We start from the raw sequence: 14,185 nt of genomic DNA, 5'->3' as shown, positions 1-14,185 counted from the left end.
CCTCATCAAGCCCGGCACCGTCCTGTTCACCAGCGCCATCACCCAACGAGCCATCGTCAACGACATCAAGCAGACCCCCACACAAAACAGCTGACCCCCTCCCCGCGAACATACGGAGCCGCTTCGGGACCGATGTCCCGGGGCGGCTCCCCGCATTCCCCGACGTAGGTCGGTGGGCATTGATCAGCTAGGGGGCCGGGCGCAATCCGTGGGGCTTCGCCACGGACACGTGGGCGGGTCTCAAAGAGCCCGCCCTGGCGGCGATGCCCGCTCCCACAAGACAGTGCGGGACGCCTTCGGACGTCACGCCAGGCAGGACGCCGGGCCGCAGTCGACCAGGCTTCCGTTCGGTCCAGACATGGAGGGTTGGGAAATGAAGCTCCTCGGACTCGTCGGCGTACCGACGAAGGCCGTCCGCCGATCTGCCGTGACAGCCGCCCTGTCATGACTGGCCCTCGGCCTGATGCCGTCGCCGGCGCAGGCGGCGGAGATCACCGTCACAGGCACCTACCAGAACAGGGCGGCCATCTGCGCACGGCTGGCCCGGGACGGCACCCTCACTTTGTGCGGCAGCGTCCCCGACGAATCGGTGCAGCGGGCCCTCCTGGAGACCGCGCGGATCCGGGAGTCACCCACATGAGTGCGTGCCCACCAGCACGCGGCCGGTGCCCCCAAAAAAGGCCCTGCGGCAGACCACGCCATCGGCCGGTCCCGCGGCGGTGTGAGCACCACCGGCTCCGCCCCCGCTCTGCGGCAGCCCGCAGCCGCGGCGCGGGGCGTGCGGCCGGACCTGGAGGCGGCGGCGCTACCGCGCGATCGTGCTCGCCGTGCGTACCGGCAGCGCGATCAGGCCGCGCGAGCGCATGGAGGGGCGCCGGCGCAGCTCCTGCGGGGGAACGGCGAGCGCGAGGCCGGGGAAGCGGTCGAAGAGCGCGGTGAGCGCGATGCCCGTTTCCATACGGGCCAGCGGAGCGCCCAGGCAGTAGTGGATGCCGTGCCCCAGCGCCAGATGTCCGGCGGCGTCCCGGCCGATGTCCAACCGGTCGGGATCGGTGAAGCGGCGCGGGTCGCGGTGCGCGGCGGCGAGCGACAGCAGGACCGTCTCGCCGGCCGGGACGGTGACGCCGCCGATCACAATGTCCTCGGTGGGGAAACGGCGGATAGCCAGCGGTACCGGGCCGTCGTACCGCGCCAGTTCTTCCACGGCCCGGTCCAGCGCGGCGGGGTCGGCGCGCAGCGCTGCCAGTTGGTCCGGGTGGGACAGGAGCGCCGCGACCGCGTTGCCGATCAGGTGGACCGTGTTCTCGTACCCCGCGACGAGGATGAGGAAGGCCAGCGACATCAGTTCGTCCTCGCTGAGCCGGTCCTCCTGGTCGCGTACGGCGATCAGGGCGGACAGCAGGTCGTCGGCCGGATGAGCGCGCTTGTCGGCGATCAGCCGGGTGAAGAAGGACAGCAGACTGGCCACGGCCTCCCGCGCCCTGTCCGGCCGCGTCGGATCGGGGGCGACCAGGGCGTCGGTCCAGGCGCGGAAGTCGGGGCGCTGGTCTTGGGGCACGCCAAGGAGGTCGCAGATGACGATGATCGGCAGTGGGGCGGCGTAGGAGGGGATCAGGTCGGCCTCGTCCTGCCCCGACAGGGAGTCGAGCAGCCGGTCCGCAGCGCGCCGGATCGGCACCCGGAGCCCTTCGACATGCCGGGGGGTGAAGGCCTTGGAGACCATGCGTCGGATACGTGTGTGGTCGGGCGGATCCATGTTGAGGAGGTTGGCGTCCAGCGCGGGTGGAAGGGCCATGCCCCGGTAGCCGCCGGGCGTCGCGTTGCGCTTGTCCAGGGACAGCCGGGGGTCGGCGAGCGCCTGGCGAACGTCGTCGTAGCGTGTGACCAGCCATGCGGGAAGACCGTCGGTACCGGTGATCCGGTGGACCGGTCCCTCCTCGCGGAGCCTGCCGTAGACGGCGTAGGGGTCCCTCAGGAGCCGGGTGTAGTCAACGGCGGCGGTGGAGGGGGAAGTTGACTTGCTCATTGCGACAGCTAAGCAGATCCGGTGCCGCCTGGACGCCGTGGACGGACCTGCCCGAGCACTTCGGGTCAGGGAAAGGAGCCCACAACCGCCTGCGGAAGTGGGCCGCCGACGGCACCTGGGAGAAGGTCTTCACCGTACTGCTCGCCCAGGCCGACGCCGAAGGCGACCTCGGCTGGGTCGTGGCGGTCGACTCCACCGCCGTCCGCGCCCACCAGCAAGCCGCCCCGGTACACCGTACTCACGCCCACCTCGAACCCGGCCGCGAGCTGCGCGTAGGTGTGCCCCAGCCGTAGGTGCGCCAAGAACCAGCAGCGCCTGGCGGCCGGCGGACAGCTGGCGCCACCGGATCCCGCACGCCGCCCGATGTTCGGCCACCGGTCGCCCAGGAACTGCAGGTGCCGGGTGGACAGGTCGAGGGCAGACGGATAGACAAGCACATGAAGCCCCTGGCGGCACGGGTGATCTCGGCCGTGAACCCGTCTACCAGGAGCTTCGTCGCGTGCGCAGACCAACCGGCTGATTCAACAACCAAGTTGGCCGTCGACATCGTCGCTGCGGGCTCTGTATAGGCTGATGCGTGTGGATGTGACGGGGTGTCTTGGGTGTGACCTGCTGACTGGGCGCCGGGAGTTGCCCGGGGGCGTCCTGCATGAGACCGCTGCTTGGGTGGTGAACCACGTCGTCGGTCCGATGAATCTCGGCACCTTGATCGTCGGTCCGCGGGAGCATGTCGTGGCCATTGCGGAGCTCGATGACACGGCAGCGGCAGAACTCGGCCCCTTGCTGCGCGATACCGCTCGTGTTGTGGAGACGTTGTGCCAGCCCGAGCAGACCTACGTCTGCATGTGGTCGCACGGCCGCAACGCGCGCAAGCACCTGCACCTCGCGGTTCAGCCGGTGACCGTGGAGGTGCGGGCCCGCTACGGCGGGCTGCGCTCCGAGCAGCTCCAGGCCAGGATGCTGGCGGACGGTGACGAGCCGGACATCACGGAGATCGAGCAGTTCTGCGAGCGAGCTCGCGAGCTGTTCCGAGCGATCACCGACACCAGCACCGAAGACCGCAGCTGATCACCGAGACCGCGTCGACGTCACGACGCAGTCGGGCAACCATATGCGAGAAAGCATTGCGGTCTTCTCGATCACGCCCTCTCAACGTCAGGTTGGAAAAGGCTCAGTACCTGGTCAAGCAGCTCAGGGGCACCAAGCCGGTCGCCCCGAAGTGAGGTACCACTCACTCTTTGCCCATTCATCAGCCTCACCCCACGAAGTCACGGAAACACCGCCGGTGTTCCAGCCCGTCAGCGTTCTGACGTCCCACGGGGGTGAAACAAGACTCACTATCATCCCGGAGCAGGTGTTGAAATTCCACTGCTGGCCATCGTCATCACTGCTGCAGCCGGAAAGGTATACATCGGTGCCATTATTGTCCAAGCAAAGGTTAGTCGACTTATTACGGAGCATCACGCGTTTGACAGAGGGGTCGATGTCTGCCATCAGCCAGTCAGTGGAGCGTGACCCCCCGCTGACAGGGAGGCCGCACGTTGTCTGGCTGACAGTCCGGCCGCTCCCACTGAGGCATTTCCCGGTGTAAGCATTCTTGATCCCAATGATGTCAGATCCCCAGGTGACTGCCTGAGCGGGGCTCGTCGAAATCGACAGGGTGGCAATCACGCCGAGTCCCGCTGCGACGAATCTCTTCTTCTTCATGCGGACCTTCTTCGTTGTATGTCGGAGACCGTTCGTCTGTTGGCCCTGGCTGGAATGCCACGGCGCTCACCGCAAGCTGCCGTGATCCCAGTTGGCAGTCGGCTTCGGTGCTGGCATCCGGCTAAACGTGGGCACTTCATAGATCAGCTTCGCTCCGTGCACGGGATCGAGTTGGCACGCCACAGTGCGGTTCTCTGCCTTCACCATCCAGGGAGGCGCTGGGCGAGAACCGCAGGCAGCCGACTAATTAATCCTCCAATTATTCTTTCTCGACGCATCCTCCTGGGACCAGTAGGTAATAGAGACGCCACCCGTATTCCAGCCTGTCAGTACAGCATCCATGTTGTTTCTCATTGCGATGTAGTAGTCGTTGCCGAGCCACCACCACCACTGTCCCGGATCATCGGCATTACAGCCGGAAAGGTAGACACTGGTACCGTTCGTGTCGAGGCAGAGACCTGTAGCGATGTTTCGATACAGGCGGGGGTACCCTGCGGGGTCACCGGAGAACGTCCAGTCAGTGGAGCGGACGCCGCCACTGACCGGAAGCCCGCAGTCAACCTGAGTGACAGTACGCCCACTGCCGCTCAGGCATTTTCCTGTCGCCGTGTTCTTGATCGAATGAATATCGGGGTCCCATGTGCTGGCGTGCGCCGGGGTGGCCATTACCATCACGGCCGCGGCTGCACCGAGTCCTGCCGCGATACGCGTCTTACGCATCAACGCTCCGTTTCTCTCCGTGCCAGTCATCGCACGTTCTTACGACTGACACAACGGAGGAACCGGCTAGCCGGTTCACTCTGGAAGAAGCGGCTCAGGATCGATGCTCCGCGCAGAGCAGCAAGGTTCACGGGATCTGCGGAAGATCTGCCAGGATTTCAGCCGACCATGCCTCGCTCGACGGGAGCGCGGGCCTGGGCGAGTGCGCGGTTGATGGTCCGCTGGGTGGCGGTTAGCTCTCCGCCGGGTGGCCGTTTCAGGCCGGTCGTGCCCCAGGGTCCGGCGCCGGTGTAGGCGCGGTCAGCGAGGACGGGGAGCCCGGGCGTCCGCATATCCGGATGATGCGGTGGGTGCGGGCCGCGGTCAGGTCGTGGGTGCGGCCCGGCGGTGCGGGCGAGATCCACAGCACGTCGCCGGCCGGGTCGGTGACGATCTGGACGTTCACTCCGTGCTGGCGGTGCTTGAGAGAGCAGTCCGCCCGGCTGTCGCCGACGCGGTCGCACTCGCCGAGAGTGCCGTCCAGGAGAACGAAGTCCGGATCGTGTCCGCGCAGTGTCCTCAGCAGGCCGGGAGCTCGGTTGGCGAGCAGGCTCGTGACCGCGGTGACGTAGGCGTGGGCGGTGCCGACGGATATCCCGAAGCCAGCAGCGATGCGGGCGATGGTGTCTTGGTGACGCGGGTACACGAGTGTATGGAAGCAACAGGGCTTCTGCGCTGCTGAGTTGAGACGTCGAACACCTCCCTCAACGACGCGGGAGCCCTGTCCGTTGCGTACCGCGGACGGCGTCACCGCCGTCACTCGATCAGTGGCCACGCTGAAAACGCTCTATGAGGCCTGTTCCAGCGGGGCTGCGCCTGGATGCGCGGCGTAGCCCCAGTCGCACACCTGAACCGACGACCTCCACGCACTGCCGGTCGGATGAGGTCAGTGAGCTCCTTGTCGACCATGGCGGGCAGTTCCCCGCTGTGCAACGGGGCCGATGCCATCACCCGCAGACCCGCGGCAGCGGCGAGCGGCTCCTGACCCTCACGGGCCTGCACGATCGGCGTCGCGCCTCCCGTCCACGGCGTCGGCCTGGACATCCGGTGCGGCGAGCAGCGGCGGGTCGCGCCTCCAGTCCTCGTGCGTGAGCAGCTGCTCGGACACCCACGTCATCAGGTCGGTCGCGGTGTGGGCCTGCAGGCCGCAGGTGACGTGCAGGGAGCGGGTGCCCTGGTCGGCGGAGACCACGTGCCACACGCCGCGCGGCACGTACAGGACGTCGCCCGGCCGCAGACCCAGGTCGGCGACCGGCTCGGTGGGCGCCTCGCCGGGTCCTCGATGTCGCGGTAGAGCGGGTAGGAGCGGGTGGTGCCGTAGATCACCAGCGCTTCGCGCCCTCGCGCACCGCCTGATCGACCCCTTCGCCGGGCGGAACTATCGGGACGCTCTGCCCTCCAGAGGAGCCCCTCTTCTTGGTGGTGGGCGCGCAAGACCGTGGAATCCACCCTGAGCAGATCGAGTGTCAGCCCGTCGGTGGACTGCCGCCTCGGCGATCATCCCATCCATCAGCGTCCGGACGTTCCGGCCGCCGCCCCACGCTGGAACGCGCCGTAGGCGGTCGAGCCGTACCCCTCCGGCCCGTCACGCCATGGGCTTCCGGCCCTGAACCGACACATCGCACCATTGAATGCCGCCGCAGGTCAGGGAGCGGACCGCGTTCGTCCACTGGCAAGAACGGCTCGACCGACTCCCGCTTGGCATCCGAGAGATCACCACGCGTCACCCTCGACGCGGTACCCCGCTGGCGGTCGTCATGACTGGCGGCAACCGTGGGCGACGTCACCCAGCTACTGCTTCTGCTGGATGCTGTGCCGCCCGTCCGCGGCCGGGCCGGCCGCGCCGTAGAGCGGTCACGCTCTTCGCTGACCGCGGCTGCGACCACGACCGTTCCCGAAAGCAGGTCCGCGCCCGCAGCATCGTGCCCGCCATCACAAGGCGCGGCATCGGGCACGGCTCCGGCCTGGGCGCCTACCGGTGGGTGGTCGAGCGGACCCTTGCCTGGCCGCACGGCTTCCGCCGGTTACGTGTGCGCTGGGAACAAGGCGCAGACATCCACGAAGCATTCCTCAGACCCGGGGTCGCGCGTCCTGCCCGCGACCTCCTCGGCTGAGCCTCAGCGGGAAACGTGGTCGGCGCGGTTCGGTTTGCGGAATCGGTGGTAAAGGGGGGCGACGAGTACGGCCAGCAGCATGCCGCAGGCTATCTGGAAAGCCGTGCGGAGCCAGCCGTCCGGAGCGTCGGAGACACGGTCCAGCAAGGTGTGCGAGAAGGGGTAGGTCACCACCGCGCCGATCACCACCAGCCACCAGGGACCGGACCACCGGCCTCTGGCGGTGACGCTGGCGCCAAAGGCGATGACGATGACGACGGCCATGAGGGCGGTGAGGGTGGTGTGCATGAAGACTGCTTTCCGCCCGAGACGGGCTGGTGCTGAATGTATGGGACGGCCTGAAGCGAAATACGGCCCGTCCTGTTGCTACGGCCCGCGACCCGGGCCGGTTCGGTGTGACGGCAGCCTCCTGGTGTGGTCACAAGGCGCGGTGACCGCTCAGTGGGCCGGGACAGCCGGTGTCTCGGCCTTCAGGACCGCTTGGGCATCCCGGGAGGAGTCTTGAGACTCCGCGCCGGTGCGCGTCTTTCTCACGGAAGCTCCAGACACTCCCTGTGTCCGTCAGACTGGTTCAGGCCGAGATGAAGTGCGGCCAGCCGCGGCAGACGTCGGCGCATCTGGTCGGCGTCGTCGAAGTCAAACGACTCACCCATGTCGTCGCTTTCCTCGCCTTCGGTCGTGGCACGAGCGTTGGCGTATGCCTCCCATGCCTCCCAGAAGGCATCTGTGTCACCGGTCAGTCGCTCATACGCCCTGGCCGATACGAAGTTGAAGTCTTCGTCGAAGATGACGTCCTGATCCCCTGTGGCTGCCGCTCTACGCACGGCGGGATGCTCGGCGAGGGAGTCTGGGCAAGTGGCCGCCCGTTCGTACCACTCACGTCCGAGGGCCACCAGACCTGCGGTGAAGTCGCTGAACCGGTCATCGGAGCACCCTCCGCCGATGAGGTAGGCGGCAGCCCACACATCCCAGCGGTGGACAGCGTCACGCAGGCGGGAGAAGCAGTGCTCGAACGCGCGGACCTCTTCCGCCGACATGGCCGCCAGATGATCGGCGACGGCGTTGGCGAGCGGTTTGTCGTTGTCTTTCGCGGCGTCGAGCACGCGCCAGAACGCCTCGGTGTCCATGGCGGGCAGTCTGCCAGGGCCCTACGACAGTCGCCTCCGTCTGGGACCCGAGGCTGCATCTCAAGCTGAAGAGTGCCTCACCGCGCATGACTCGAGTGGCCGCACCTGCTGTCCCGACTGAATAGTGCAGGGTTGGAACACCGCCTCTTCACCAGTCCCCACGAATGCCGCCTACGCACGGCCCGCAAGCTTGAGGCGAGGCGAAGGAGCGAGCTTCCACAGCAGCGGCCTCATGGACCTTTTGGGGTTGCTCTCGACGCTCTGAGGTGACCTGGCACGCGATGGCCCGGTGCCCAGCGTCATGCCGCCGGCACCGAACCGGATCCGCCGTCCGGACGTAGGACCGGGTGGAGCGGGTGCGCGGCCCCGTTGTCCCCCTCGTCGGCTGCGCGCCCGCTCAGTTCTCGCGTGTCGTTGAACCTGGAGAGCCCATGGTCGCTGAACGAGAGGCTGACAACCTCACCCCGTCTCAGAGCGATGACAGCCCTACCCGTTCGGGACTCCCCCGCCGCCGCGGCGCCCAAAGCCCTTCGATCGCCGAGGCCGCTCTGACGGGTGCGGCGCCAGGGACGCGGCACGCCGAGGCGGCCCGGCGAGCGGATGCCGGGCCCGAGGCGACATCCGCGGGCGACCACAGCGCCCCGCCTCGCTCCACTCCGGGGGACGGCGACGCCCCGCGCCCTGCCGAGCAGCCGGACACCGCCGCCACCGCGCTGGCCCTGGCGGCGGACATCCCCTGGACGAGGGCGCCCTGGGCCCTCGACCAGGGGTCCAGGGCATCACGCGGCAGAGTCCGCAGGCCTGATGCCGCGCCCCCACCGGGTGACCAACTGGTCTCGCTCGGCCCCGTCTCTACGGGTGCCGGCCCCAAGAAGCCGCGTCGTAAGCACCTTCTCGTGGCCGGCGGTTTGGCCGCCGCCGGGCTGGCCGCCCTCTCCCTGACCATGATGAACACGGGAAATTCTCGGGAGACCGTCGGTGGACCCCCCGCGGCTCAGAGCACCAGGCTTCACGGAGAGAGGGCAACGGCCGACAGCGTGGGCCGCGGTGACGAGGAAACAGAAGGTCCTTCGGAGGTCGTCGTCGACGAGTCGGCTGCGACGTCGCCCAGGGCGACCGGCCACCCCCGTCGTAAGCCGGCCGGGACGGCAGGCGTGGACGGGAAGAAGGACGCCGGAGCAAGGAAGAAGAGCCAGGCCGGGGAAAAGACCGAGCCGAGCGAGGCGGCTCCCCGGTGGGAGGAGACTGCGCGCCGCATGAGCAACGCCCACTCGGGTAAGTGCCTGACGGCGGACGACGAGAGGGCCGTCGTGCAGGGTCCGTGCGACACGACGAACGCTTGGCAACGCTTGAAGGTGGACCACGGCGTGTTCCTCGTCCGTTCGGTGCGGACGGGCACCTGCCTGGACAGCAACGGTGAAGCGATGTACGTCTCCCCCTGCACCGACGACGACACAGGCCAGCTGTGGCGTATGCCTTCGGCGGGCGGTTGTTCCGTAACCCTCACGAGCAGGCAGTACGGCAAGTACGTCACGGGTTGGAACACCGGCACAGTCAGTCTGGTCAGCGCCGAAACGGCAGATACACCAGACAAGTACACGTGGTCCGTGTCGCCCTCTGAGCCGGGTGGCTGCTGACCCTTGCCGACCGCTCGCGTGCCTTTGTACTGCAACGGTGTTTGCGGTGACTTAGGTGTCAAGGGCGGGCGTCCGGCTCGGTGGCCGCGCCGTAGGCGGTGGCCGGTCCGGTCGGAGAAGTTGCGGGATGACCGCGCGGACGCCCCGGCGCCGGAGGTGGCAACGGCCGACGGCGTTTGGCCCGCGCGCGCCGTTTCGGGGCACTCTCGTCGCTCGCTCGGACGGCACCTCGCTGTGGTTGTCCCGCGCGACGCGGGGCCGCACGCACGACCTGACCGCGGCCCCGCGTCCACGGCATCGTGCGAGCCTGCCTCACCATGCAGATCCTCGTGCTCGCGAACCCTGACTACCAGCGCGCCGGCGCCCGTACGCCGTACTGCCACCACCCTGAACAACCGGATGAGTACCAGCAGTTCGACCGCGACCACGCCTGCCTGCGAACCCCGGCGAACGCGACCGGCCGTTCGGCCCGACTTCAGCCGTTGCTGCCGACTCTGCGACGCAGCTGTCCGCCGCCCTCACCGTTCGTGTGGTCGGTGGGGGCGGCGGAGCGGCAGGGGGTGGGTGTTTACAGGGCGTGGAGCTGGGTGAGGAGTTGGAGGGTGTCGGAGTTGAGCCAGTACTCGACGAACTTGCCGTTCTTGATGCGCAGGGTGTCGGTGCCGGTGAAGGTGACGGTTGTGCCGGGCTGGGCCCTGGCTCCGGGGAAGCCGCCGGCGTAGGTGCCGGTGGCGGTCCAGCGTACGGAGGCGTGGTCTTTGGCGACCAGGGGGTCGATCTGCAGGGAGAAGCGCAGGTCGGGGAAGGCGGCGCGGGTCTGGGAGATCCAGGCGACCAGGCCGTCCGCGCCGCGGATGCTGCTGCCGTCGCCTCCGTCGAGGAGGGCGGCGTGGACGGTGAAGTCCGGCGAGATGATGCCCGGGGCCTGGGTGTAGTCGCCGTTCCACAGGCGCAGCCACGCATCGAGCATCGCCTTCGGGTTCTTCGCGGTGCTCTGGTGCTCCTGTGCCGTGACCGAGTGAGCGGTGGGTGCGGCGGACGGGGTGGACGCTGCGACGGTCGTGGCGCTGACGGCCAGGGCGGCCAGGGCCGCGGGGACGAGCAGACGCATCCGGTTGCGTGCGGTGGTGGTCATGATGGTTCCTCGCAAGTCAGTGGGAGCAAATCAGTGGGACGAAGGGCGGTGTGATTCAGTGCGGGCCGGGCCGGGGTGTCAGTCGGTGCAGGTGGTGCCAGGGGCGGGCAGAGAGCGCGTGGTCAGGTAGCGGTTGGTGGCGTCGCGCACGCACTGGGAGAGCAGGAACATGCTGTAGTCGTCGCCTTCGCGGCTGAGGACGACGCTGCCGGGCAGCTGGGCCGCCATGGCGAGGCCCGCGCTGTGCGGAGCGAGCGCCTGATGGGTCGACTGCACGATCAACGCGGGGGGCGCGCCGTGGACGGGGGCCCCGGCCGTGACGGGGTGAGCGGGGATCGGCCAGCCGAGGCAGCCGGTGAGGGCGGTCCAGGAGCGTACGGCGCCGCCCAGGTGCGGGGAGATCCGTGCCAGGTCGTTGCGCAACCGGGTGAGCTGGTCGAACGTCGTCACCGGGCGTGCGGTGTCCAGGCAGGCGGGGACTTGAACCTGGACGGGGTCGAGGGTGTCGTCGGGTTCGTAGGTGAAGTCGGTCGCGTCGCCTGCCTGTGCCTTGACGACGGCCTGGGCGAGGGCGGGCCAGGTGACGCCGGAGAGGGTCAGGTAGTCCTGGGTGGCTGTGCGGATGTCTTCTCCGGTCAGTGTCCGGCTGCCGTCGGCGGTGGGGATCGGGGTGCGGTCGGCGCGGGCGACGAGGGCGTCGTACTCGGCTGCGGCGTCCTTGCCGTGCAGGGCGCAGTCCGTGGATGCCGCGCACCAGGCGGTGAAGCGGTTGAACGCCTCTTCGGCTGTGGCTGCTTCGCGGCGGATGCGTTCGGTGGGCGTGGTGGTGTCGTCCAGCGCCGTGTCGAGGACCATGGTGCGCAGTCGGCCGGGGTAGAGGTCGGCGTACGTGCGTCCGAGCAAGGTGCTGTAGTGGATGCCGTACCAGTTCAGCTGCTTCTCACCGAGGCCGGTGCGCACGGCTTCGAAGTCCCGTGCGGTGCTGGTCAGGTCCGTGTGGGCGACCAACGGGCCGTTCTCGCGCAGACAGTCGGCGGCGAAGGCACGGTTGTGAGCGACAAGAGTGTCGAACTCCGTCTTGTTTTGCGGAAAGTGAGTGACGCCGGCGGGCTTGAGGGGGGTGGTGCAGCGGATCGGCGTGCTGTGTCCGACTCCGCGCGGGTCGACGGCGACCAGGTCGAAGTTGCGGCTCATGGCGCCGGCGAACGAGGGGAAGCCGATGCGCATGGCGAGGCGGAGTTGTTCGATCGATGATCCGCCGGCTCCGTCGTTGAGCAGGAGCGTGCCCTGGCGGTGCGCCTGGTCGTCGGCGGGGCGGCGGACCATGGCGAGGGTGAGGCTGCCAGCGCGTGGGTGGGCGTAGTCGACGGGGACCCGCAGCGTGCCGCACTGCATTCCCTCGAACTCCGTGTCGGAGCAGGCGCTCCAGTTGATCCGGCTCGCCGGGGAGGCCGCCTGGCCCTGGGCTGGGGCGGCGACCGCCGGGGTGGCGAGGGTGGCCGTGGCAACGAGAGTGGTGGTGAGGATGCGCCGGATGTAGGTGCGCAGTCTGGGCATAGGGCTGTTCTCCTGAAGGCGCACCGGTGGCGCGGGTGATGAGGGGAGTGTGCGGGGACGGGGGCGCGTGGGTGCGCCGGTTTCTGCGTGGGTCGTCAGGCGTGCAGGACGACCTTTCCGGCGACGGTGCCGGACTCGGCCAGGCGCATCGCCTCGGCAGCCTGGGTGAGGGGCAGTTCGGCGGCGATCTGGGCGGTGATCTCGCCGCGCCGCAGGGCCTCGAAGACCTCGGTGAGGTCGGCGCGCAGCCGGGCCCGGAATCGGTTCTTCGACAGGGCGCGGCCGGCCCAGACGTTGAAGAAGTAGGCGCGGCGGCCGTTGGGAAGAGTGTTCCACAGCCACACCCGGCCGAGCAGCTTGAGCACGGGCCACTGCTTGGAGCCCTCGTCGTCGCGGGTGGAGGCGCTGCCGTAGGAGACGAGTGTGCCGCCGGGGGCGAGCAGGTGCCAGGAGTCGATGACGCTGCGGCCGCCGACGTGGTCGAAGACGGCGTCCACTCCGCCCGGGGCGAGTTCGCGGACGCGAGCGGGGACGTCCTCGGTGCGGTAGTCGACCGGAGCCACCCCCTGTGCGCGTAGGGCGGCGTGGTGGCGTGCGGAGGCGGTGCCGATCACGTTCGCGCCGGCGGCTTGGGCGAGTTGGACCAGGACCGAGCCGACTCCCCCGTTGGCGCCGTGCACCAGGACGGTCTGCCCGGCGCGGACGCGGGCCTTGCGGTGCAGCATCTGCCAGGCCGTGATGCCGTTGATCACCACGGTCTCCGCCTGCGCCGCACCGATCCCGTCCGGCACCGGCACCACATCGGCGGCGTCGACGACCACGTGGCTGGCCCAGCCGCCGACCTTCAGCAGTGCGGCCACCCGGGTGCCGACCAGGCCCGCGGCGACACCGTCACCGGCCGCCGAAACGGTGCCGACCAGGTCGTATCCGGGGACGAACGGGAAGGGCGGCTGGTCGTAGTAGCGGCCACGGCGCATCTGCTGCTCGGCGAAGGAGACACCGGTCGCCTCCATCCGCACGACGACCTGGCCCGGAGCGGGGGTCGGGACGGGCCCTTGCCGCATCTGGAGGCCCTCGGGCTCGACCTTGCCCGGCAGTACGACCTCGACCATCGCTCCAGCGTTCATGACGACCTCCATCGACTTCTCACCAGCCGCAGTTAGCGGCTGGCGCTTCCGTTAGAAGTTATAACCAGCATTCGGGTGACAGTCAAGAGCGTTCGTAATAGGCTCTAACTGCGAGCCTGCACCGAGCGACTCGCCCGGCTTCAGCAGCCGGTGATCAACCCAGGGAAGGGACATCCACATGACCGTCGCGGGCAAGGAGACACCACGCGAGCGCTACCGGGCCCAACTACGGGCCGAGATCAAGCAGCGCGCCTGGGAGCAGATCGCCGCCGCCGGCGCACCGGGACTGTCACTGAACGCCATCGCCAAGCAGATGGGCATGAGCGGCCCCGCGCTCTACCGGTACTTCGCCAGCCGGGACGAGCTGATCACCGAGCTGATCCGCGACGCCTACCGCAGCCTCGCCGACACCATGCGCACCGCCGCCGCCTCGGGTGCGGACCTGGCCGGACTGGGACACGCGCTGCGCACCTGGGCCCTGGACGACCCCCAGCGCTACTTCCTCGTCTACGGCACACCGGTCCCCGGCTATCACGCACCCGACGACATCACCATGATCGCCTCAGAGATCATGGACGCTCTCCTGGACGCCGCCCATCCGGCCGACGCAGCCGCGAACACCCCTCCCGACGGCCACCCCGACGCCCGCCTGGAAGCCCACCTCGCCCAGCACCGGCAGTGGGCGGCCGACCACCCGGCGGCGCCGGCCACCCTGCGCCGCGCGCTGCGCTTCTGGACCCGCCTGCACGGCATCCTCTCCCTGGAACTGGCAGGCCACTTCACCGGCATGGGTCTCGACCCGGTCGAACTGTACGACAGCGAACTGCGCCATCTGACCCAGTAAGCGGCGGTCATGGCGGTTACGACAGGGGGTAAGGCGGCAGGACGCAGCGGATCCGGATCCTAGGTCCTGTCGTCAAACTCCCGTCGTCCGCCCGGAGGGCGGGCCGCGCGGCGTCAGGTGCGTGCTCTCGGCGTGCCGGGCCCCGGCCCTCG

Annotated in this window: 14 protein-coding genes and 5 pseudogenes; 8 read left to right on the top strand and 11 right to left on the bottom strand. The window is 68.8% G+C overall.

The annotated features are described in order from the left end of the window. Positions 1-463 precede the first annotated feature (463 nt). Both AB0L21_RS38930 and AB0L21_RS38925 read left to right on the top strand, forming a co-directional pair. Complete coding sequence (locus tag AB0L21_RS38930; protein ID WP_365788691.1) at positions 464-640, top strand: hypothetical protein; 177 nt, start codon at positions 464-466, stop codon at positions 638-640. Continuing rightward, a pseudogene (locus tag AB0L21_RS38925) lies at positions 641-730 on the top strand (IS5/IS1182 family transposase); the annotation flags it as partial. It lies immediately after the preceding gene. Positions 731-805: 75 nt separating this feature from the next. Here AB0L21_RS38925 and AB0L21_RS38920 read toward each other — a convergent pair. Next, positions 806-2,026 carry a cytochrome P450 gene (locus AB0L21_RS38920; protein ID WP_365788690.1) on the bottom strand — a complete coding sequence of 407 codons (1,221 nt, stop codon included), beginning with the start codon at positions 2,024-2,026 and terminating at the stop codon, positions 806-808. A 35-nt stretch (positions 2,027-2,061) separates the two neighbouring features. Here AB0L21_RS38920 and AB0L21_RS38915 point away from each other — a divergent pair. Beyond that, positions 2,062-2,250: pseudogene (locus AB0L21_RS38915) on the top strand (transposase); the annotation flags it as partial. Here AB0L21_RS38915 and AB0L21_RS38910 read toward each other — a convergent pair. Next, a pseudogene (locus AB0L21_RS38910) lies at positions 2,251-2,463 on the bottom strand (transposase family protein); the annotation flags it as partial. It abuts the pseudogene before it with no gap. A 232-nt stretch (positions 2,464-2,695) separates the two neighbouring features. Here AB0L21_RS38910 and AB0L21_RS38905 point away from each other — a divergent pair. Continuing rightward, positions 2,696-3,094: a hypothetical protein gene (locus AB0L21_RS38905; RefSeq protein WP_365788689.1), complete on the top strand. Its 399-nt coding sequence runs from the start codon at positions 2,696-2,698 to the stop codon at positions 3,092-3,094. Between the two features lie 123 nt (positions 3,095-3,217). Here AB0L21_RS38905 and AB0L21_RS38900 read toward each other — a convergent pair whose 3' ends face one another. From AB0L21_RS38900 to AB0L21_RS38885, 4 genes and pseudogenes are all read right to left on the bottom strand, one after another. Continuing rightward, complete coding sequence (locus tag AB0L21_RS38900) at positions 3,218-3,733, bottom strand: ricin-type beta-trefoil lectin domain protein (protein ID WP_365788688.1); 516 nt, start codon at positions 3,731-3,733, stop codon at positions 3,218-3,220. Positions 3,734-3,976: 243 nt separating this feature from the next. Beyond that, positions 3,977-4,483 carry a ricin-type beta-trefoil lectin domain protein gene (locus tag AB0L21_RS38895; RefSeq protein WP_365711224.1) on the bottom strand — a complete coding sequence of 169 codons (507 nt, stop codon included), beginning with the start codon at positions 4,481-4,483 and terminating at the stop codon, positions 3,977-3,979. A gap of 45 nt (positions 4,484-4,528) precedes the next feature. After that, a pseudogene (locus AB0L21_RS38890) lies at positions 4,529-5,141 on the bottom strand (transposase family protein); the annotation flags it as partial. Positions 5,142-5,480: 339 nt separating this feature from the next. Beyond that, positions 5,481-5,705: a hypothetical protein gene (locus AB0L21_RS38885; protein WP_365711226.1), complete on the bottom strand. Its 225-nt coding sequence runs from the start codon at positions 5,703-5,705 to the stop codon at positions 5,481-5,483. A 418-nt stretch (positions 5,706-6,123) separates the two neighbouring features. Between AB0L21_RS38885 and AB0L21_RS38880 the strand changes: the two genes are divergently transcribed. After that, positions 6,124-6,606 carry a transposase gene (locus tag AB0L21_RS38880; protein ID WP_365788687.1) on the top strand — a complete coding sequence of 161 codons (483 nt, stop codon included), beginning with the start codon at positions 6,124-6,126 and terminating at the stop codon, positions 6,604-6,606. 3 nt (positions 6,607-6,609) lie between these two features. Here AB0L21_RS38880 and AB0L21_RS38875 read toward each other — a convergent pair whose 3' ends face one another. Together AB0L21_RS38875 and AB0L21_RS38870 are read right to left on the bottom strand one after the other, a co-directional pair. Next, complete coding sequence (locus tag AB0L21_RS38875; RefSeq protein ID WP_365788686.1) at positions 6,610-6,894, bottom strand: hypothetical protein; 285 nt, start codon at positions 6,892-6,894, stop codon at positions 6,610-6,612. A 242-nt stretch (positions 6,895-7,136) separates the two neighbouring features. Beyond that, a complete protein-coding gene (locus tag AB0L21_RS38870) occupies positions 7,137-7,733 on the bottom strand; it encodes a DUF4240 domain-containing protein (protein ID WP_365711230.1) in 597 nt (198 codons plus the stop codon). Between the two features lie 896 nt (positions 7,734-8,629). On the opposite strand from AB0L21_RS38870, the gene AB0L21_RS38865 reads away from it, so the two are divergent. Continuing rightward, positions 8,630-9,370 carry an RICIN domain-containing protein gene (locus tag AB0L21_RS38865; RefSeq protein WP_365788685.1) on the top strand — a complete coding sequence of 247 codons (741 nt, stop codon included), beginning with the start codon at positions 8,630-8,632 and terminating at the stop codon, positions 9,368-9,370. A gap of 205 nt (positions 9,371-9,575) precedes the next feature. After that, a pseudogene (locus AB0L21_RS38860) lies at positions 9,576-9,816 on the top strand (transposase family protein); the annotation flags it as partial. A 122-nt stretch (positions 9,817-9,938) separates the two neighbouring features. Here AB0L21_RS38860 and AB0L21_RS38855 read toward each other — a convergent pair. The 3 genes from AB0L21_RS38855 to AB0L21_RS38845 all read right to left on the bottom strand — a co-directional run bounded on the left by AB0L21_RS38855 (position 9,939) and on the right by AB0L21_RS38845 (position 13,189). After that, the gene (locus tag AB0L21_RS38855) at positions 9,939-10,505 is read right to left on the bottom strand and encodes an ester cyclase (protein WP_365788684.1); all 567 of its coding nucleotides are present in this window, start codon (positions 10,503-10,505) and stop codon (positions 9,939-9,941) included. Positions 10,506-10,583: 78 nt separating this feature from the next. Then, complete coding sequence (locus AB0L21_RS38850; protein WP_365788683.1) at positions 10,584-12,062, bottom strand: alpha/beta fold hydrolase; 1,479 nt, start codon at positions 12,060-12,062, stop codon at positions 10,584-10,586. A gap of 95 nt (positions 12,063-12,157) precedes the next feature. Next, entirely contained in the window at positions 12,158-13,189 is a 1,032-nt protein-coding gene (locus AB0L21_RS38845) for a medium chain dehydrogenase/reductase family protein (RefSeq protein WP_365711238.1), read from the bottom strand. A gap of 178 nt (positions 13,190-13,367) precedes the next feature. On the opposite strand from AB0L21_RS38845, the gene AB0L21_RS38840 reads away from it, so the two are divergent. Further along, positions 13,368-14,033, top strand: coding sequence for a TetR/AcrR family transcriptional regulator (locus tag AB0L21_RS38840; protein WP_365788682.1), 666 nt, complete (start codon positions 13,368-13,370; stop codon positions 14,031-14,033). The last annotated feature ends 152 nt before the right edge of the window (positions 14,034-14,185 follow it).

The organism is Streptomyces sp. NPDC052721 (genome assembly GCF_040678315.1).
In the GTDB taxonomy this organism is placed as follows: domain Bacteria; phylum Actinomycetota; class Actinomycetes; order Streptomycetales; family Streptomycetaceae; genus Streptomyces.
The sequence above is the reverse complement of the archived record's forward strand: the minus strand, read 5'-3'. Positions and strand labels throughout refer to the sequence as shown.